Annotated in this window: 18 protein-coding genes and 1 pseudogene; 5 read left to right on the forward strand and 14 right to left on the reverse strand. The window is 62.1% G+C overall.

Translation table 11 applies throughout. The features are described from left to right. Positions 1-43: 43 nt before the first annotated feature. The 6 genes and pseudogenes from BJF89_RS14260 to BJF89_RS14285 all read right to left on the reverse strand — a co-directional run bounded on the left by BJF89_RS14260 (position 44) and on the right by BJF89_RS14285 (position 5,519). Positions 44-805 (reverse strand): alpha/beta fold hydrolase, encoded by a 762-nt coding sequence (locus BJF89_RS14260; protein ID WP_075815767.1) that lies wholly within the window; start codon positions 803-805, stop codon positions 44-46. After that, positions 802-1,452: a CoA transferase subunit B gene (locus BJF89_RS14265; RefSeq protein ID WP_075815768.1), complete on the reverse strand. Its 651-nt coding sequence runs from the start codon at positions 1,450-1,452 to the stop codon at positions 802-804. The genes BJF89_RS14260 and BJF89_RS14265 overlap by 4 nt, the downstream gene beginning before the upstream one ends. Continuing rightward, positions 1,449-2,174, reverse strand: a complete 726-nt coding sequence (locus BJF89_RS14270) for a CoA transferase subunit A (RefSeq protein ID WP_075815769.1) — start codon at positions 2,172-2,174, stop codon at positions 1,449-1,451. Before BJF89_RS14270 ends, BJF89_RS14265 begins: the two co-directional genes overlap by 4 nt. Positions 2,175-2,182: 8 nt before the next feature. Then, positions 2,183-3,408, reverse strand: a pseudogene (locus BJF89_RS14275) (fumarylacetoacetate hydrolase family protein). Positions 3,409-3,444: 36 nt separating this feature from the next. Further along, positions 3,445-4,299, reverse strand: a complete 855-nt coding sequence (locus BJF89_RS14280) for a hypothetical protein (RefSeq protein WP_083650851.1) — start codon at positions 4,297-4,299, stop codon at positions 3,445-3,447. A 2-nt stretch (positions 4,300-4,301) separates the two neighbouring features. Next, positions 4,302-5,519, reverse strand: a complete 1,218-nt coding sequence (locus tag BJF89_RS14285) for a homogentisate 1,2-dioxygenase (RefSeq protein WP_075815771.1) — start codon at positions 5,517-5,519, stop codon at positions 4,302-4,304. Between the two features lie 172 nt (positions 5,520-5,691). On the opposite strand from BJF89_RS14285, the gene BJF89_RS14290 reads away from it, so the two are divergent. The 3 genes from BJF89_RS14290 (at position 5,692) to BJF89_RS14300 (ending at position 8,508) form a co-directional block, all read left to right on the forward strand. Continuing rightward, positions 5,692-6,312 (forward strand): MarR family winged helix-turn-helix transcriptional regulator, encoded by a 621-nt coding sequence (locus tag BJF89_RS14290; protein ID WP_158026079.1) that lies wholly within the window; start codon positions 5,692-5,694, stop codon positions 6,310-6,312. A 343-nt stretch (positions 6,313-6,655) separates the two neighbouring features. Next, a complete protein-coding gene (locus BJF89_RS14295) occupies positions 6,656-7,900 on the forward strand; it encodes a GntP family permease (RefSeq protein ID WP_369803736.1) in 1,245 nt (414 codons plus the stop codon). A 107-nt stretch (positions 7,901-8,007) separates the two neighbouring features. Then, the gene (locus BJF89_RS14300) at positions 8,008-8,508 is read left to right on the forward strand and encodes a MarR family winged helix-turn-helix transcriptional regulator (protein WP_075815772.1); all 501 of its coding nucleotides are present in this window, start codon (positions 8,008-8,010) and stop codon (positions 8,506-8,508) included. Positions 8,509-8,524: 16 nt separating this feature from the next. Here the strand turns inward: BJF89_RS14300 and BJF89_RS14305 are convergent, their stop codons facing one another. From BJF89_RS14305 to BJF89_RS14330, 6 genes are all read right to left on the reverse strand, one after another. Then, on the reverse strand, positions 8,525-10,849 hold the full coding sequence (locus tag BJF89_RS14305; RefSeq protein ID WP_075815773.1) for a cytochrome P450/oxidoreductase: 2,325 nt from the start codon (positions 10,847-10,849) through the stop codon (positions 8,525-8,527). Positions 10,850-11,058: 209 nt separating this feature from the next. Further along, entirely contained in the window at positions 11,059-12,405 is a 1,347-nt protein-coding gene (locus tag BJF89_RS14310) for an MFS transporter (RefSeq protein ID WP_083650853.1), read from the reverse strand. Continuing rightward, complete coding sequence (locus tag BJF89_RS14315) at positions 12,402-13,865, reverse strand: FAD-dependent oxidoreductase (protein ID WP_075815774.1); 1,464 nt, start codon at positions 13,863-13,865, stop codon at positions 12,402-12,404. The genes BJF89_RS14310 and BJF89_RS14315 overlap by 4 nt, the downstream gene beginning before the upstream one ends. Beyond that, on the reverse strand, positions 13,865-14,647 hold the full coding sequence (locus BJF89_RS14320; protein ID WP_075815775.1) for an SDR family NAD(P)-dependent oxidoreductase: 783 nt from the start codon (positions 14,645-14,647) through the stop codon (positions 13,865-13,867). Before BJF89_RS14320 ends, BJF89_RS14315 begins: the two co-directional genes overlap by 1 nt. Further along, positions 14,640-15,467 (reverse strand): SDR family oxidoreductase, encoded by an 828-nt coding sequence (locus BJF89_RS14325; protein ID WP_083650896.1) that lies wholly within the window; start codon positions 15,465-15,467, stop codon positions 14,640-14,642. The genes BJF89_RS14320 and BJF89_RS14325 overlap by 8 nt, the downstream gene beginning before the upstream one ends. An 8-nt stretch (positions 15,468-15,475) precedes the next feature. Further along, the gene (locus tag BJF89_RS14330) at positions 15,476-15,940 is read right to left on the reverse strand and encodes a nuclear transport factor 2 family protein (protein ID WP_255372673.1); all 465 of its coding nucleotides are present in this window, start codon (positions 15,938-15,940) and stop codon (positions 15,476-15,478) included. A gap of 185 nt (positions 15,941-16,125) precedes the next feature. Between BJF89_RS14330 and BJF89_RS14335 the strand changes: the two genes are divergently transcribed. Together BJF89_RS14335 and BJF89_RS14340 are read left to right on the forward strand one after the other, a co-directional pair. Further along, on the forward strand, positions 16,126-16,818 hold the full coding sequence (locus BJF89_RS14335; RefSeq protein WP_075815776.1) for an IclR family transcriptional regulator: 693 nt from the start codon (positions 16,126-16,128) through the stop codon (positions 16,816-16,818). A 152-nt stretch (positions 16,819-16,970) separates the two neighbouring features. After that, positions 16,971-17,891, forward strand: a complete 921-nt coding sequence (locus BJF89_RS14340; protein WP_075815777.1) for a LysR family transcriptional regulator — start codon at positions 16,971-16,973, stop codon at positions 17,889-17,891. Here the strand turns inward: BJF89_RS14340 and BJF89_RS19185 are convergent. Then, complete coding sequence (locus tag BJF89_RS19185) at positions 17,868-18,323, reverse strand: acyl-CoA dehydrogenase family protein (RefSeq protein WP_222843854.1); 456 nt, start codon at positions 18,321-18,323, stop codon at positions 17,868-17,870. The genes BJF89_RS14340 and BJF89_RS19185 overlap by 24 nt on opposite strands. Beyond that, complete coding sequence (locus tag BJF89_RS14345) at positions 18,239-19,009, reverse strand: acyl-CoA dehydrogenase family protein (RefSeq protein WP_222843855.1); 771 nt, start codon at positions 19,007-19,009, stop codon at positions 18,239-18,241. The genes BJF89_RS19185 and BJF89_RS14345 overlap by 85 nt, the downstream gene beginning before the upstream one ends. Between the last annotated feature and the right edge of the window lie 7 nt (positions 19,010-19,016).

The raw sequence follows: 19,016 nt of genomic DNA on the forward strand, positions 1-19,016 counted from the left end.
GGAAGCCCTGCCGTCATGGCATGTGGTAGGAGAATCGGACACACTACGCCACAGACCGCCTCAGGAACTCTTCTACTCTCGCCCCGAGGTAGAGCGGCATCTCGTACATGGAATAGTGTCCGACACTCGGAAGGACCTCCAGTTCGAGATGAGGGTAGGTCCTCCCGAAACTCGACCGGACGGTGTCAACGGTAACCGCCGGATCAGCAGCCCCCACGAAAGCCTTCACGGGGAGGTCCCGGCTCCCGAGTTCCTCAAGAAAATCAGCGTCGGCCCACGCTCGGAAGTACCCACCGACAGCCGCATCAGCCGAAGTGTTCCGGGTCTCCTCCGCCAGTCCTCCGGTAAAGCGTGGAGACAGGCTATTGCCTGTCGTGATGTCGATAATCGTCTGCCGCGCACCGATATCGAACTCGGCGGACTCAAAAAGTGCCCGCTGTTCTGGAGGCATCGGAGTCCCTGCCGCGCCGACCGGTGAAATACCCACCATCGATTCGATCTCGCGAGAAGTATCCACGAGCACCCGCTGCATAAACACACCACCCATCGAATGACCAAGCAGTGAGATTCTCGAGTGCGGAAGAGCCTCAAGAACCCCACAGATGTCCGACGAGACCTCGTCCACGGTGAATTCGCCGGACGTACCCTGCCGGCGCCCGTAGCCTCTGTAGTCGGGGAATACCCAGGTGAACTCGTCACCGTCCAGGTAGTTCTCCCATGGTCCCCAGTCTCCTGCATGACCGAACCATCCGTGTAGGCACACGACGGCGTGGTCACCTGTTCCACGTGTTCTTGTCGAGTTCACCGGTACTCCCCTCCTGCCTCCACGCGGAAATCAGCCTCGGTCTTCATCCGGATCTCATCCACGCTCACTCCCGGTGCAAGCTCGGTAAGCACGAGTCCGTCCCGCGTGATGTCGAAGCAGGCGAGATCGGTGATGATCCTGTCCACCACCCCCAGGCCGGTCAGCGGCAACGAACATTCCCGGCGGATCTTCGGCGCCGCGTCCCGGGTGACGTGGGTGGTCATCACGACGACCCGTGGTGTACCGGCCACCAGGTCCATCGCCCCGCCCATCCCCTTGACCATGTGTCCGGGCACCATCCAGTTGGCGAGGTCACCGGTGTCGGTGACCTCCATCGCCCCGAGGACGGCGACCTTCACATGACCGCCACGGATCATGGCGAAACTCGTCGCCGAATCGAACACCGATGCGCCGGGGACCAGGGTCACGGTCTGTTTGCCGGCGTTGATCAGGTCAGCGTCCTCCTCGCCCTCCACCGGGAAGGGCCCCATTCCGAGGATGCCGTTCTCGCTCTGCAATGTGACGTGAACTCCGTCGGGCACGTGGTTAGCGACCAGAGTGGGCATCCCGATCCCGAGGTTGACGTAGTCGCCGTCAGTGAGTTCACGGGCGGCTATCGCCGCCATTTCCTCGCGTGTCCAGCTCATGCCGTGGCCTCACTTTCTTCACAGGAGCGCACGGTGCGCTTCTCGATCGGTTTCTCCCTGGGCACTGCCTCGATGACCTGCTGAATGAACACTCCCGGCGTCATCACCCTGTCGGGCTGAATCGCGCCCCGTTGCTCAAGATGCTCGACTTCAGCGAGGGTGACTGCGCCGGAGGCAGCACACAACGGGTTGAAGTTTTGAGCGGTCAACCGGTAGACGAGGTTGCCGTCGACGTCCCCGTGAGCGGCATGGACAAGTGCGAGATCGGCGACGATGCCGCGTTCCTGGACGTAGGTCCGGCCGTCAAACTCTGCGGTCGGTTTCCCTTCCGCCACCAGCGTTCCCACGCCGGTGGCGGTATAGAACGCAGGAATACCGGCCCCTCCGGCCCGGAGTCGTTCGGCCAGCGTCCCCTGTGGGGTGAACTCGACCTCGAGTTCACCGGACAGGTAGAGCTCGGCGAAACGCCTATTCTCTCCGACGTAGGACGCGATAACCTTGTCCACCTGGTTGTTCTCCAGGAGAATGCCGAGTCCCTGACCGTCGACTCCCATGTTGTTGGAGACGATGGTGAGGTTCTTCACCCCGGATTCACGCAGGCCGTCGATCAGATCGAAAGGGTTGCCGGACAGGCCGAACCCTCCCACAGCGACAGTCATACCGTCACGGGCGTACCTGGCGACGAGTTCCGCTGCCGTTGCCTCAGTTGTCTTCCGTGCCATCGTCGCTGTCACACCCCTGTCGCAGGACGGATCGTTCCGACGCACTCCCCGAAGTCGACGGTCTGACCGTCGACACCGGGGGCGGTGGCGCGCATCGTCACGGTCTGGCCGTCCTGGAGGAAGACCATTTCCGTACCGTCCTGGAGCTTCAGCGGCTCCTTGCCTCCCCAGGACAGCTCCATGAACGATCCACGGCTGTTCTTCTCCGGACCGGAGACCGTACCAGAGCCGAACATGTCACCAGGCGTAGTGAACCGCCGTTAATCGTCATGTGAGCGAGCATCTGGGGCGCAGTCCAGTACATCCGTCGGTACTCCGGACGGGACACGACCTCTCCGTCGACCTCCACCTCGAGGTGAATGTCCAGGCCCCAGGGCCCGCCGGCGTCGGCACCGTCCTTCAGGTAGTCGGCGAGCTCGAACTCGCGTTCCGGTGTGTCGACGCGGGCGCGTTGCAGGGCATCGAAGGGCACGACCCAGGTGCCCACCGACGACGCGAAAGACTTGCCGAGGTTCGGTCCCAGCGGAACATACTCGAAATTCTGGATGTCGCGGGCCGACCAGTCATTGAAGAGGAAGGCACCGAAGATGTAGTCGGCCGCGTCCGCGACCGAGACTTCGGTACGTGCGGGGGCTCCGGCGCACACGAAGCCCATCTCCGCCTCGATGTCGAGGCGCCTCGACGGACCGAAATCAGGTGCGCTGTCGGGGACAGGCCGTAGCCCCTTAGGACGCACCACGTCCGTCCCGGAGATCACCACGGTGCCGGAGCGGCCATGGTAGCCGACAGGGAGGTGCTTCCAGTTCGGCTTCAGCGCCGCCTCATTGGGCCGGAACATCTTGCCAATGTTGGTGGCGTGGTCCTCACTGGCGTAGTAGTCCACGTAGTCGGCGGGGGTGAACGCCAGGTTGTAGCTCACGTGAGAAACGTCAACACTCGACGCCTCCACGACGGTGTCGCTATCCTCGGCGGACATCGTCTCGATTAGCCACGCCCGGAGGGGACGCCACACGTCAGGGCCGCCGGAGAGAACGCCGTCAAGGTTCTGGGCGGAGACCGCTCGAACGACGTCGGGGTCCACTCCCCCGACAGCGTCCGCGAGCGCAGCGATGTCGATAACACGGTCGCCCAGACGTGTCGCGAGGTACGCCCGTCCGTCAACGGTGACCGAGGCGTACGGGAGATTCGCGGTACCGAAACCGCCGGTGGCGAACTTCTCTGCTGCAGTTGTCATGGGTTGTGGTCCTTTCAGAGGAGGTTTCTCGGCCGTTCAGCTGTGGGAGGATGCCGGCTCAGCGAGGCCGGTGAGGGCGTCGTCGTCGACACCACCGAGTTCATTGAGTGTGGTCAGAGGTTCGAGGACGCTGCAGGCGCCGAAGCTGACAAAGCTCGACCGCCAGTCTCCGTCGGCCTGGACCGTGCGGAGGAGATCCGCTCCGTCGTCGCTGCTGAGCAGGACCTCAGCACGGTCCGGCTCCCCGGCACGCAGGGCGACCACGGCGGCAGCAATGTTCAGGAAACCGAAATGATCGAGCACCTCACCGTCTCCCGGCTCGGAGTACCGCAGCGCGCGGTGAAGGCCAGCGGTGAGTTTGAACTCAAGTCCGGCATCCACAGCGGTGTGCAGGACGGCAAGCAGTTCGGCCGGGGTGGGATACAGCGACCGGGTAACTCCGCCGGTCCGGAACTTCAGGCCGAGTCCGTTGTCCCGTATCCGCCCCAGCCGGTCGCTGTCGACCAGAGTGAACGGCAACTCGATCCAGACCGCAAGACCGTCACGGTCGGCGGCGAAAGCGGATGCGGCGGCGAGCTGCTCGTCCAGTGTGATCTCGCCGTCGGAGTCCACCTTGAGCTCCACGGCGGCGACACGGGTCGTGCGGGGCATGGTGTCCAGAAGTGCGGTGACCTCGGCGAGGCGACTCGGGGGCGCAACGACCGACACATCGAAGGGCGCGCCGTCGGCGAGCCGCGACGCCTCAGCAACGTCCTTCAGAGGCAGGACGAGCGGTCCCGTGAAACGGGCCGCCGACAACCCCTGGTTCTCCAGGTGCTTGGACACCGCATCCGGCAGGGACGCCAGCCCCGGCGGGAAGACGGCGGCATCGTCGATGAAATTCTCGAACACTCTCATCGCTCCCCGAGCCAACGTCCACTGGTCCAGGACGAGGCATACGTGTGGTCGTCGACTGCGACGCCGGCTTCGCCGAGTGACAGTGGCTGGAAGGTGTCGACCATGACGGCGAGTTCGTCGAAGTACTCCTTGCCGATGGATGCCTCGGTGGCACCGGGCTGGGGCCCGTGCGGGTGCCCGCCGGGATGCAGGGTGATTGAACCACTGGCGATCCCGGACCCCTTCCGTGCCTCATAATCACCGTCCACGTAGAACATGACCTCGTCGGAGTCGACGTTGGAGTGGTAGTACGGCACCGGGATCGCGTTCTCGGCGTAATCGACCTTGCGCGGGACGAAGTTGCACACCACGAAGTTGTGCCCCTCGAACACCTGGTGGGAGGGCGGCGGCTGGTGGACCTTACCGGTCAAAGGCATGTAGTCGTTGACATTGAACACCCACGGGTACAGACAACCGTCCCACCCGATGACGTCAAAGGGATGCGTCGGCAGGACGTGGATGGAACCGCTGATACCGGACGGGCCACTACCGCGGTGCTTGATGTAGAGCTCCACGTCGCCCTCGGGTTCCTCCGCCAGCTGAAGTTCCTCGGGACCGCGCAGATCACGCTCACAGTACGGCGCATGTTCAAGGAGCTGTCCATGCCGGGACAGGAAGTTCCGGGGCGGACCGATGTGACTGTTCGCCTCGATGAAGTACAGGCGCGCGTCCTCACCGTCACGCAGCACCCAGCGGTGGATCGTGGCACGGGGAATGTTGATGTAGTCGCCTTCCGCAACCTCCAACGGTCCGAACTGGGTCTCCACCAGCGCGGAGCCACGCTCGACATAGACGAGCTCATCCCCCAGGCCGCTCTTGTACAGCGGTGAGGTGGTGTTGACGTGTGCATAGCTCAGTCGGACATCGGAGTTTCCCATCACCAGTCGACGGCCGCGAACGGCGTCCAACGTAGTCCCGGTCGCTGCACCGTCCAGGTCGTGCAACTTCAGATGCAACGGGACCAACGGGTCATTGGGGGTCAGGGTGTGGTCGGGGAGATCCCACGAACGTGCGTCGACCATCGCCGAGGGAATACCAGTGTGATAGAGCAACGACGAGTCGGAGGAGAAACCCTCTTCCCCCATGAGCTCCTCGTAGACCAGGTCGCCCTTGTCATTCCGCAGTGCGGTGTGGCGGTGCTTCGGGAGGCTCCCGAGCTGTCGGTAGTAGGCCATGTTGTCCTCCTTAGGAAATGACTGTGACACCAAACGTACACGATAGTGGTTAACTTGTGAAGTACTTTTTCCTTGAGATGTGCAATGCCGACAGTGCGGGGCGCCCGCCGCTGCAGTCATGGCGGGGAATTCACCGGAAGTGGGCGACCCCAGTCGCGATACTGTGGTGACCATGGTCGACCACGACAATGACAGGTCACGAGATGACGCACCCGACGCCCCGCGGCCGCCGCACCCGGTCAGCCCGACAGAGCCGTCCGACCGTCCGCGGTACGACGGCGGACTGGATTACTGGAACTTCGTCGAGCACGTCCGTAGTCGACTCGCGGTCGAGTCGCCGGACTCGGACCATGCCGCAACGGCGGTGATCCTCGCACTGGTCCGAGGGGCGACAACGTTCAGCAACACCATGGAGTCGACGATCCATCGCCCGGCAGGACGCAGTTGGGCCGGTTACCAGCTCCTTTACACGCTGTGGCTTGCCGGTGACATGTATCCGTCCGAAGCCGCCACACTCACCGGAACCAGCCGGGCCGCAGTGTCCGGCCTGACGGCGAAGATGACCGATGAAGGACTCCTCACGAAGATCCCGGCCCCCGAGGACGGGCGTAGCCACCTGCTCCACCTCACCGAGCGCGGGGTCGAGGAAGCCAGAACCCTCTACGAACGACAGAATGTCCAGGAGACCCGCTGGGCAGATGCACTGACCCGGGAGGAACGGTCGATCCTGCTGATCCTCATGGACAAACTGCTGAGCGGCACCGCCGCAAGCGAAGCGCGCCAGCGCCGCTGACGCCACCGCCGCCATCACGACGACCATCGTGGAGCCATTCACTCACGACGATAAACTAGTTCACAGCTTGACTTGTTTGTGTGAGGTGAATAACATCCGGCGATACGTTCCCCTGCCCAACTTTCGGGCGAGGGCCCCGCCTCCTCCCCTGCAGAAGGGACTCCCATGGTTCTTGCATCAATCGGCGTCGTTCTGGCGTTGCTCGTCCTCATCGTGTTGGCTTACCGCGGCCACTCCGTCATCATCGCCGCGCCGATCGCGGCGTTGATCGGAGTACTGTTCTCCGGCGCGCCGCTGATGGCGTCCTACACGCAGATCTTCATGCCGGCAGCGCAACTTCATCGTGAACTTCTTCCCGCTCTTCCTCGTCGGAGCGATTTTCGGGACGCTGATGTCCGCGTCGGGTTATGCCGACCATCTGGCACAGTGGATCTCGAGGTTGGTCGGCGCGAAACAAGCGATTCTCGCTACGGCGATAGCCACGGCACTGCTCACCTACGGCGGAATCTCCGCCTGGGTCATCGCCTTTACAATTGTCCCGGTCGCCAATTCCTTGTTCAGGGAAGCGAACATCCCCCGTCGGCTGATGCCGGCAGCGATCGCACTCGGTATCTTCACCTTCGCCACTGCAGCTCTCCCCGGCAGCCCGCAGATTCATAACGCGATCCCAACGAGATACTTCGGAACCACGACCTACGCCGCACCTGTATTCGGCATCATCGGTGCCGTCATCACCTTCGCACTGGGCATGGCATGGCTGGAGTACCGCACCCGTAAACTCGTGGCAGCCGGAGAAGTCTACGAGGAACCCGAGCATCAGGAACCGACCACGACGTCCGTGCGGACGTCCACCGGTCCCTCGTCCCGGTGGCCGGACCGAAAGACGACGCTGCTCGGTCTCCGTGGACTTCTTCCGATCCTCATCGTCGTCGGAATGAATCTCTTGTTCGTCTACGTGCTCTCCAAGAAGATGGACTTCGCCTACCTGGCAGAGGACAAGTTCGGCAATACCACCATCGGTGCGGTCATGGGCACATGGTCGGTCGTCATTGCCATGGCCACGGCCATTCTGGTGATCTTCCTGATGAAACCCGGCATGTTCTCCACCTACGTCAAGAGCCTCTCTGACGGGGCAAAGAATGCTGTTGTTCCGGCCTTCACCACAGCATCGGAAGTGGGATTCGGGGCCGTGGTTGCCTCACTGGCGGTGTTCGCGGCACTACAGAACACCATCTTCGATGTCAGCAACAACCCGGTGGTCATCGGCGCTGTCGCCACTGCCATTATCTCAGGACTGACCGGTTCATCGTCCGGCGGGCTCACCATCACTCTCGAGACGTTCGGGGACCAGTTGGCGCAGATGGCGACCGACCAGGGCATCAGCCTGGAGCTCCTCCACCGGGTAATCGCCATGGCCTCGGTCAGTTTCGACTCCCTCCCCCACAACGGGGCCATCGTGACCCTGCTGCTGGTCTGTGGTCTCACCCACCGACAGTCCTACAAGGACGTCGGCATGGTCACCATCATTCCTCCGCTGATCGGAGTTCTCGTGGTGATGGGACTCGGCGCAGTGTTCCCCACTATCTGACTCCCCGACCGATCCGCGGGATATCCTTCCTTCCGCACGCCGATGTCAGACCCTGCGTAGTTCACCCGCGTGGGGTTTCTCGTCGTTTCCGCCGTTAGAATCATCCTATGCCCCGAGAGAGTTTCACCACCGGCCCCGAATACTGGTCTTTCATGGACCAGGCACGCGAGAAGCTCGACGAACGCGATATGCCGTCAACCCGGATGCTCCTCGCGCTCAACAGGTCCTCAGAGGTCGTCAAGAACACCCTGGAATCCCAGGTGCACAAGAGATACGGATTGACATGGCAGGGATTCAAGTTTCTCTTCGTACTCTGGGTGACCGGTGAACTCGAACCGCACCGTACCGCGGAACTAACCTACCTCCGGCGCGCTACGGTGTCCTCGCTGGCGAATGCATTGGAGGAGAGATCGCTCATCACAAAACGTCCGTCGAATTCCGACGGACGTTCAGTGATACTCGCTGTCACAGGAGAGGGCGCGGAACTCATCGAAAACGTGCTCCGGGAACAGCAGGACAAACTGTCGCAGTGGGCGTCACCTCTGACGGCCACCGAACAACAGATCCTCGTCCTGCTTCTGGAGAAACTCCTGTCCGGCCAGCGGTGACACCACGATCCCGTAGTCACAGGTCAAGGGTCAGCGGCTTTCCCGCACACGACCGCGACACACACGGCATGATGACCGCGCCCGACTGCTTCTCCCGGGCGGAGAGAACGTCATCACGGTGGTCGATGTCGTCCGGATCTGCTCCCACCACCCCCAGAACGCATGTCCCACAGAGGCCTTCACGACAATCTGCGTCGACGTCGAAACCCGATGTCTCGAGTACCTCAAGAACCGTCTGTTCCTTCGGCACTTTCAGTACCTTGGCGGTGGAGTTGATCGTCACCTCGAACGGTTCGTTCAGCGAGACATCCACCGAGGAGGTTGACTGGAATGACTCCCGGGTAACAGTTCCCTCCGGCCACGAGGAGAAGGCGTCCAGCACCGCGGCCGTCAAGCGGTCCGGGCCACAGGTGCACACCTGCGTTCCCTCACGGAACTCCTCGACGATCCCCGGAAGGTGCAGTCTGGTTCCTTCATCGGAGACATGGAGAACAAGATGCTCCCCGTGGTCAGTCTGGAGCCGATCGAGGTAAGCAAGCTTCTCCCTGGTCGGTCCACAGTAGTGGATGGTGTAGTCGATCCCCCGGGACTTCGCGTCATCAGCGAGCGCAAGAATCGGGGTGATACCGATGCCACCGGCAATCAGGATCCGTCGGTCCACGTCAACGTCGACCGCAAAGTTCTGCCGGGGGCCACGGATACGGACGGTGGACCCTTCAGCGACATTCTCGTGGATCCATCGCGAACCACCACGCCCGTCCGGTTCACGGGCGACCGCTATCTCCCAGGCGTCAGGAGAACTCCCGCACAACGAATAACGTCGGCTGACATCTCCGGCATCGATCTCGACATGTGCTCCGGGCTGCCAGCTCGGAAGCGTGCCACCGTCTGGTACCAGGCTGATGCCCATGATGTGTGTCGTGAGCTGTCGTATCTTCTTGACCGTCATGGTCCGGGTGCGTAGTTCCTTACCGGGCCCGTTGAAGACGATGTCCGGGAACCCCTGATGCTCCCCTGTCGTCCTGGGTGCCCCTGCGTCAGCATCCCATTCGACCCAGAGGTGCTCAGGTCCGCGGAAAGAGGTGTTCGGAACGAACTCGAACTCCTGATCCACCAACCTCATAGAGGGGAATCTGCTGGTAAGTTCCTGGAGAATCACCTGAAGCTCCAGACGTGCCAGATTCTTCCCGAGACACTGGTGGCTGCCGAACCCGAACGTGAGATGATCAGTGGAATTATCCCGGTAGAGGTCGATGGCGTCCGGATCATTGAAATGCCGGGGATCACGATTTGCCGCGGCTGAGATGATCAGCAGCCGCTCCCCCTCATCCAGGCGCTGACCACCCAGCACTGCCGGTTTCGTGGTGATTCGTCTCCAGGCAGCAACGCCGCCACTGAGTCGGAGACACTCCTCGATCGCATTGGGGATCAGCTCTGGTTTCCGGACGAGCTCGTCCCACACGGAGCGGTTCTCCAGTAGAAGTTTGATCGCGTTGGACGCCGAGTGAGCGGTGGTCTCGTGGGCGGCGACGATACCCGCCATCATCATGGAGTGAAGATAGGAGTCCGTCACGACCTCGGGTTGTTCCTTCTGAGCGCGGATACTGTACGGCATCCACCCTGGCGCCTCCGGGGTCTCCCGCAATTCGGCCAGGATGTCACCAGCAAGATTCCAGAAGTTCCCGACATTCTCGGCGATGTCCTTCTGCTGCTCAGGGCTCGGCCGTCCCCAGGTGTTCACCGTGTGTGCCACGGAGTACCGACGCAACATGTCCATGTCATGTTCCGGCACCCCGAGGAAGTGAAAGGCAACGGTCAGCGGGACCTCCCACAGAAGATTATTGACCAGGTCGGCGCGTCCCTCATCGGCGAATCTGTCGATGTAGTCAGTGACGAGTTCACGGACCATCTCCTCCTCGCCCTTGAGGTGGGCGACGTCGAAAGGCCCGGCCAAAGCCCGACGTCGTGCCGTGTGCGCGGGCTCATCTTCATTCACCAGCGTCCGACGCATCCCGTAGCCTTTGACTTCCAGGATTTCCTGCGCCTCGGGAGTGGCAGGGGTCAACTTCTCCAGGGCGACGGACGCCGAGTAGGTGGACTGGTCACGGAAGACCTCCTGAACATCGTCGAACCGGGTCACCACCCAGTACCCGAGCTTCTCCGAGTAGAAGATCGGTTCGTTCTCTCTGGCCCACGCGCAAGCGTCGCCAGGGTTCAGCTGGTAGTCCATCTCGAAGGGATCGAAGTCTTTCGACGCTGAGCCCGAGTGGTACGGGCACTTCGAGATATCAGGGTTGGGCTGGGCGGTGGTGTCGTGGGTGCCTGTTGCACTCGAAACCATGACGTGGATCTCCTCTCATCCTTGCCCCGGGACGCCGACGCCTCCGGTCGGGTCTTCACGAGGTAAGGAAAAGGGTAATCCAGATCACACAATATAGTCAACAGCTGTACTATATTTTCCGGATACGAGCGCCTAGAAAACCCATTTTCCCCGCGTTACCGCGCATAGAGACACGGAATATGATATTATTATTTATCACTTTTCGTTGATCAGTCAGCTCGCAGAACGATCCCTCGACTTTCCTTCACGAAGAAGACAGCGCCCAGGCTCAGGAGCGCCGTGAAGACGAAGTAGGCCGCGGGCGCCAGGGTGCTCCCACTGACATCGATCAACCATGTCGCGATAAATGGCGCCGTCCCGCCGAGGAGGGTGTTGCTGACATTGTTGCCCAAGGCAAGACCGCTGTAGCGTACCGATGCCCGGAGCATCTCCACGTAGGTCACATAGGAACAGCCGTTCACGACCGACACAGCGATGAACAGCACCGTCTGCCCCAGAAATGCCTGCCACACGCTCCCGTTGGACATCATGATGAAGCAGGGGAACCCAAGCAGGACCGCCGCGATAGTCCCGGTGAACAGGATCGGCTTACGCCCGTACCGATCCCCGAGATGGCCCGAGATCGGCAAGGTGGCCACCCCGGCGATGAGTGCCACTGAGGTCGAGAGGAACGCGACCGTCGGTGAATGACCACCAGCTGTCTGCAGATAGGTCGCGGCATAAACCGATGCGATGTAGTACCCGCCGGTGATGACCGCTCCGAGGAAGATGATGACGATGACTTCTCGCCATGAAGTGGACAGCAGTTTGGCGATCGGGATCGCCTCTGTCTCCCCCTCCTTCTTCAGTTCCTTGAACTGTGGGGTCTCATCGAGGTGATTCCGGATCCAGATACCTATAACACCCATAATCACACTCAACAGGAACGGGATACGCCAGGCCCACGAGAGCACTGTTTCCGGATCGAACATCGAGTTCACGGCCAGAGCGACGAGCGAGGCCAGCAACGATCCCAAATACGTTCCGGAATTAACCAACGATGTCTGCAGAGCTCGGTGCTTAGGTGGTGCCTGTTCAGAGACAAAGGCGTTCGCACCGCCTAACTCACCCCCGGCAGCAAAGCCCTGGAGGCACCGGCAGAGGACCAGGATGATCGTGGCCCACACACCGATGGTGACGTAGGTCGGAATCAGCCCCATGACGAAGGTGGCGATCACCATCAGGAAGATAGTCCACGTCAGCGCCTTCTTCCGTCCGTATTTGTCTCCGATATGGCCGAAGTAAATTCCACCCGGCACCCGGAGGAAGAAGGCCACCGCGAAGGCGGCAAAGGTGCCCAGCAGCGCCGCGGTGTCATCGTGGGACACGAAAAACAGGGCGGCGATCGCCGTTGCCATGTAGCCGTAGATTCCGAAGTCGTAGTACTCCAGGACGGTGCCGACAATCGCACCGCGAACTACTTTCGCTGTGGACTGAGTCGGCGCAGGGGCATGGTGCTCCCGCCCGGGATCCGCGCCCCGGGGGCCATGGACAGATTCGTTGTTGTTGAGAGTCATGTCGTCTCCTCAGTGAGTGACTCAGTAGATGCTCCGCGACCGGATCCCCGGTGCTCGGCAGCATTGTGTCCTGCGATCCGTCCCATAGTGATCGCGTTGGCCACGGCGTTCCCCCCGCCGACATACGTCGACCCGAGGACCCCTCCACCGGCTTCCCCGGCAGCGAAGAGTCCGGGGACGGGCCGCCCGTAACGGTCGATCACTCTGGCTCGTGCATCGATCTCCGGAGCTGCGTGCGTGCACACCAGTTCCGCCGGGAGATACCTCGCGGCATAGTACGGAGGGGCGTCCAGGGGAGCGATCGGCTCCGACGCACCTTTGGCAGCCAGAGAATCGGTCCGAAGAAAGACAGGGTCCTCACCGGCAGGAAGCTCCTCATTCCAGGCTGCGACCGTGTATTCCAGTGCTTCAGCCGGGACGGTCATCTTCTCGGCTAGTTCGGTGAGACTGTCGGCACACAGCAGGCGACCCGCTGCACCCTCTGCCAGGATGTTGTCGGCGTTCCAGTCGACGTACCCACCCGGCAGTGATTCTCTCGCCGTCTCGTCGAATATCATCCAGGTTGAACCACCCTGACGGTCGATGAGCCCTGGTGACACAGCGTAGGAGGCGTCCTCGTTCATGAACCGTCTCCCTGCACTATTGACGTGGATCCGTGAACGAGGCGGGAATCCCGCCTCCCAATGGTGCCGGGACTGGAAATAGGCCGTGGGGAGCATCAGCCCGTACCCCTCACCCACTACCGCAGCACCGACCTGCTCACCGAAAGACAGATGGTCACCCCGGCTTCCCGGACCAGCAACCACGAACAGTGACTCTGCAGCTCGCAAAGCGTACGGATAGTATTTTTCGAGTAGCCCCCGATCACGGGCAAACCCTCCACTGGCGATGACAACCGCAGAGCAATGGATTTCCTCGTCATCGACCACCACGCCTCTAACGCCGTGAGGGTCAGAGAGCAGCGACTGAACCCGGGTGTTCAACACAATGTCCGCCCCGGCCGAGCGCGCAGCCCGTTCCAGCACCTGGACCAGGCCGTACCCCTGGTCCTTCGGCACGTGTCCCCGCCACAGGTCCTCGACACCCGCCTGGCACAGCCCGGGCATGTGGGCATTGGTGGATTCACGGGCCGGGACCTCGACACCGAGAGAGATGAGCCACTCCAGCGCTGGGCCTGCACTCTCGCAAAAAGCTCGGATCAACCCCGGCTTGAGCAACCACCGGTTAAGGTCCATATAGTGCTGAAAGAACTTCTCCGGCGAATCCTCAACGCCGAGCCCAGCCTGCACACTTGTACCGGCGGCGGTAAACAGGCCTGCCGAGAGCTGCGTTGACCCTCCGAGAGTCTCCTCCGATTCAAAAAGGAGAACTGATGCACCTCGTTCGGTTGCGGAGACCGCTGCGGACAACCCTGCACCGCCTCCGCCGATGATGATGACATCCCATGTCTGGTCATCCATCAGAACGCCCCTCCTGATTCATTGGTGATCCGGTGGTAAAGGCCATTGGATGTCAGACCGCCGTCAATGGTGATCTCCGCACCGGTGATGTAGCCGGACGACCCCGACAACAGGTATGCGACCAGGTCACTGACCTCGTCCAGAGTGGCCATCCGCCCCCAGGGCACGCTGCCGAGTGACGCGTCGACAAAGGCCCCCGAGTCTGCCAACAACTGTGTACCAACCAGACCAGGGTGAATAGAGTTCACCCTGATTCCTCCAGCGGCGAACTCGCCGGCCGCAGACTTCGACAGACCTCTCAAGCCCCATTTGCTGGCCGCGTACGCCGGGGAGAAGTAGCCGACCAGACCCGCGATGGACGACACATTAACAATTGATCCACCGCCGGTCTCCGACAACAGGTCATGCGCTGCTTTCATCCCGTAGAAAGGTCCGGCCAGGTTGACACGCAGTGTCTGCTCCCAGATATCGTCCGGGGTATCGAGGAAACTGAGCCTGCGGCTGACACCCGCGTTGTTCACCAATCCGTCCAGCCTGCCCAGGTCACTACGTATGGCGTCAATTACCGAGCGCCATGCCCTGGGGGAGCCCACGTCAAGTTCGTACCCGGTCGCCCGGCCGCCGGACCCGGTGATGGAGTCGACGACCTCCGCGGTGTCCGTGATGTCCGCGGCACAAACATGCCATCCGTCGGCGGCGAGACGCTCAGCATGATGAGCGCCCATACCGCCGGCGGCCCCGGTGACGAGCACTGTGCGTACTGTTGTCGCGTCGTCAGACATGACGGGACCCTCCGTCCACGGCGATCGAGTGCCCCGTGATGTACCGGGCACTGTCAGACAGCAGGAACAGCAAGGGGCTGGCGACTTCCTCCGCTGATCCGAGGCGGTGCAAAGGAACACTGGTGAGCGCATTAGCCAATGCCTCGGGGTCTTCCCTCACCCACAGGGTCATAGCCGTGTCGATATACCCCGGAGCAATCGAGTTGACCCGGATCCCTTTATCACCTAATTCAACCGCCATCGACTCGGTGAGGTGCGCGACCGCTGCCTTTGACGTGCAGTATGAACTCCTGCCACGACGCACACGAAGTGCAGAGACCGAGGACATATTCACGATCGCCGCCCCCTGCCCCATGTGGCGGGCTGCCGCCTGCGCCCCGAACAACACTCCTTTGACGTTGACGTCCAGGACTGCGGAGATCTGCTCATCGTCAACACTCTCCAACTCTGCGAAAGGAAAAATACCCGCGTTATTCACCCAGTAGTCAAGGCCACCGAACGAGGACACAGCTGCATCCGCCAGGTCATCAAGCTGTTCCCTGACCGTCACGTCCACCGGATGAGCAACGGCCCTGGCAGAAAGCCCCGTCTCAGAGGATTCCGCGTTAATCATGTCGACCGTCTCAGCCAACTGATCCCGGTTGAGATCTGCTGCGAATACGTTCACCCCTTGAGCGACCAGACGACGAACAAACACCGCCCCCATACCCCGGGCTCCACCTGTCACGACCGCGATCTTGCCCTTCATCTCGGGATAGTCGACCACCGCGGGCACCGACTGTGTTGCCGTGGGTATCGCGAATTCTCCGTAGGTATCCATGCCACTCCTCATTGTTTGCCATTCCTGTCGTTGCTGTCCCCGCGCCCCGCCGTTGTCCCGGCATCGACACGTACTGTCCGTCTCGCGATATCGACCTGTTCCCCGACTACGCGGAGTTCGTCTTCCACCGTGGTGACCCTGACGATGGTGGGGATCCCGTCGGGACCCGTGGCAACGATGCTCAGATACGCTCTGGCGCACCACCTCCCGTCGTCCTTCCGGAACACCACTGGGTTGGTGACGACGTGGCGTTGAAGGACCCCTACTGCTCGTGAATCCGCATATATCCGACGAGCGAAGGTCTCAAGTGCCTCCCGCCCACTCACAGGATCGGGATAACTAGGCGAGACGAAGAGGCCGTCTGGCGCAAAAGTCCTGGCCCATGCCGCGGCATCGCCCTCGTCGATGGCGAAACTCTGTCTGCCGTAGAGCTGCCCGACCGTGGAAAACATCCTGTCGATCGTGTCAATCACCCGTGCTCCTTCCAGAAATCCAGATTGTCGATCAGCTCGGTAGCCGTATCAGATACGAGCATTCGTGCTATATTCGCACATGGTGTGCGAATATCAACAACATTAAGTGATCTTCATTACATTTGTCGAATGTAATATTTCCATGACAAGATTCATGAGACAGTGGCGTGCACGAAGGAGACTCCATGACCGACAATGACCCCCTCAAACGAGGTTCAAAGACCCTGGACAACGGGCTTCAGGTCCTCGAAGTTCTGGGGGATTCCCCACATGGGCTGACCACGACTGAACTGTCCGAGCGACTCAGTCTGCACCGCACTGTCACCGACAGACTGGTGAGGACGCTGGAGCACCACGGTTTCTGTCGACGAACACAAGAGAAGAGGATCGTGCTCGGCAACGGACTCGTCGCCCTGGCCAACCGGGTACAGCAGGACCTCCGTGGTACCGCACGACCCATCCTCGAGGACCTGGCGGAAGAACTCCAGGTCACTACGCACCTGGCGGTCCAAGAGACAGAGGACTCTGTCCGGGCGCTCATCGTCATTCCCCCGCGACGCTCCCGCATTCACGTGGGCTTCCGCGAAGGGCAGGTCGACCCAATAGACCGCGGTTCGGCTGGACTGGCCATCATGTCAATGCGGAAGAAGCAGCCTGGCGAACGAGAAGAGGTCGACACAGTTCGAGAACGCGGCTACGCGGTGACGAAAGGAGAAGTCACCCCGTCGGTGACGGGCATATCCGCACCGGTTCCCTATCGGAACGAACCCGGACTGCTCAGTGTCGGCGTCTCGGTGTTCGAAGCCGCAGATGAAGCGTATCTCGCGACCACAGTGGTTGCAGCTGCTGATGCCTTGGGACGCGCGCTCCTGCGCTAGGCGGCCCCTCAGAGACACCCACTCTTGGGCGAGCACCCAAAGCTACGCGATCGCTAGAGGTAATACCCAGGCCGATGACTCATGCGACTACGCTGGCCAACAACGCTCATCCTGATCCACCGACCCACTGACGCGGAGTACACCATCCACCGATGAACATCGACCTTCACCAGCTCGAGGTGTTCGTGGAAGTCTCCCGCACCCGCAATGTCGCCCGGGCAGCAGAGAACCTTGGGCTCACCTCCTCCCCCGTCAGTCGCACGCTGCGTACTCTCGAACACCGCACCGGCCCGTTGTTCCACCGCGCGCACCATGACATGCAGCTCACCGAACACGGACGGACGTTGCTGGGAACCGCGGTGAGTATCCTGCAGCTGTCCCAGGTCTTCGAGGATAAGGCCGCCGGTACCGAACGGACGCTGCGCTACGGTGTGACCCCCTGGGTCCCGGACGCCTATGCCGAGACGTTCCGCACCGCCGTCGGACTGTCGGGCATCACACCCGAGGACGCGGCATCCGGGGTGTCGGTGGAACTGCTGGAGAAACTGCAGTTCGGTGAGATCGACATGGCCCTAGTCCATTTACCCGTCACCCTGCCTGACATCAGCTCACTGGTTCTCGGCCGCTACACCTTCGACCTGATGGTCGCCGCCGATGACCCACTGGTCCAGGTGGCAGCCAACGCCGCGGTCCCGCTGTCCGCGCTGCACGACCGAAAGATCGTCACACTCCCCTTCTCGCAGATGCAACCGGCATCCGGAGACAACGTGCGCGAATGGTTCAACCGGGCGGGAGTCACCGACATCACGGAAGTCAGCTTCAGCGACTATGCGGTACTCGCCTCCCGTCTGCCGCGGACCCACGAGGTCAGTATCGGGGCCCGGGGCCATTCCCTCAGCCACGTCCGTGGGGCCGACAGTAAAGTGGTCATGCTTCCGGTCGCCGGTGAACAACCCTGCTTCGAGATCGGTGTGGTCTGGCGCTCCGGAGCCACCACCCGGCGCGAGGAGATCGACCGGGTGGTGGCCGCTTTGACGGAGTCGCCGGGGTTAGCGGACCGCCTCGACGGCTGACACGGCGCCGATCCGTCGGGCGAGGTTCGCCCGATGGAACTGGGCGTCGCCGAACAACACCTGGTCCGCCCGCGCCCGCTTCAGGTACAGGTGCGGGCTCGCTTCCCAGGTGAAACCCATCCCGCCGTGGAACTGGATGTTCTGGTGGGTCGCCGTCACCGCCACGTCGGTGCAGATACCGGCGGCGAGGGAGGCGGTCGCCGCCAGCTCCTCCGGGGAATCCTGCGCGGCCCACAGGGCGTACCGGGACGCTGACGCCGCCGATTCGACGTCGACCAGCACATCCGCCGCCATGTGTTTCAGCGCCTGGAACTCCCCGATCGCCTGCCCGAACTGCACCCGTTCCTTCATGTACGCGACCGCGTCCTCCAACGCCCGGCGGGCGACACCGACCTGTTCGGCCGCCAGCCCCACAGCTGCCAGATCCAGCACCCTGGACACCTGCTCCCACCCTGAGTCTGTGCCGCCGAGCGGGGTGGCCGGTGCCCGGTCGAAGCGCACATGGGCCACCCGGCGTGTGGGGTCGAGGGTGGAGAGCCCCCGCGTCGACACACCGTTGCCCGGTGCACTGTGAACAGTGAGATGTCAGCGTCGGCACCGGTGCGGGCGAGGACGATGAACACCCCGGCATTCTGACCGTCGATGACCTCCGGGCTGGTGCCTGAGACGGTCCAGCCGTCCGTGTCTTCCTCGGCGGTGGCAGTGACTCCGGCGACGTCCCACCGTCGGTTCTCCCCGGGGAACGCCAGCGTGCCGATCAGGGAACCGTCCGCGATGCCCGGCAGGATTTCCTGCTGTGCCGCAGTATCCCCGGACTCCAGGACCGTCATCCCGGTGAGGACGGTGGTGGCGAAGTAGGGGGCGCAGAGTAGTGCCGCCCCGGCTTCCTCCAGGACGATGCCAAGTTCGGTCCAGCCGAAGCCCTGCCCACCGAACTCCTCGGGGACGGCTATGCCCTGCAACTGAAGTTCGCGGGCCATCCGGTCCCACACCTGCGGGTCGTAGCCGGCGTCGGTGTCCATGGCCTGGCGGACCAGGGTCTCCGAGGAGACGGTGGCGAAGAAGTCCCGGACCACTGCCTGGAACTCGTCCTGCTCCTCAGTACGTGGTGCAAACATGTCGTTG

This window comes from Corynebacterium sp. CNJ-954 (assembly GCF_001942345.1).
GTDB lineage: Bacteria > Actinomycetota > Actinomycetes > Mycobacteriales > Mycobacteriaceae > Corynebacterium.

Coding starts and splice junctions, on each gene's coding strand:
- BJF89_RS14265 (WP_075815768.1), bottom strand. CDS start 1,452: ATGAGCTGGACACGCGAGGAAATGGCGGCGATAGCCGCCCGTGAACTC.
- BJF89_RS14270 (WP_075815769.1), bottom strand. CDS start 2,174: ATGGCACGGAAGACAACTGAGGCAACGGCAGCGGAACTCGTCGCCAGG.
- BJF89_RS14285 (WP_075815771.1), bottom strand. CDS start 5,519: ATGGCCTACTACCGACAGCTCGGGAGCCTCCCGAAGCACCGCCACACC.
- BJF89_RS14290 (WP_158026079.1), top strand. CDS start 5,692: ATGGTCGACCACGACAATGACAGGTCACGAGATGACGCACCCGACGCC.
- BJF89_RS14300 (WP_075815772.1), top strand. CDS start 8,008: ATGCCCCGAGAGAGTTTCACCACCGGCCCCGAATACTGGTCTTTCATG.
- BJF89_RS14305 (WP_075815773.1), bottom strand. CDS start 10,849: ATGGTTTCGAGTGCAACAGGCACCCACGACACCACCGCCCAGCCCAAC.
- BJF89_RS14310 (WP_083650853.1), bottom strand. CDS start 12,405: ATGACTCTCAACAACAACGAATCTGTCCATGGCCCCCGGGGCGCGGAT.
- BJF89_RS14315 (WP_075815774.1), bottom strand. CDS start 13,865: ATGGATGACCAGACATGGGATGTCATCATCATCGGCGGAGGCGGTGCA.
- BJF89_RS14320 (WP_075815775.1), bottom strand. CDS start 14,647: ATGTCTGACGACGCGACAACAGTACGCACAGTGCTCGTCACCGGGGCC.
- BJF89_RS14325 (WP_083650896.1), bottom strand. CDS start 15,467: ATGGATACCTACGGAGAATTCGCGATACCCACGGCAACACAGTCGGTG.
- BJF89_RS14335 (WP_075815776.1), top strand. CDS start 16,126: ATGACCGACAATGACCCCCTCAAACGAGGTTCAAAGACCCTGGACAAC.
- BJF89_RS14340 (WP_075815777.1), top strand. CDS start 16,971: ATGAACATCGACCTTCACCAGCTCGAGGTGTTCGTGGAAGTCTCCCGC.
- BJF89_RS14345 (WP_222843855.1), bottom strand. CDS start 19,009: ATGTTTGCACCACGTACTGAGGAGCAGGACGAGTTCCAGGCAGTGGTC.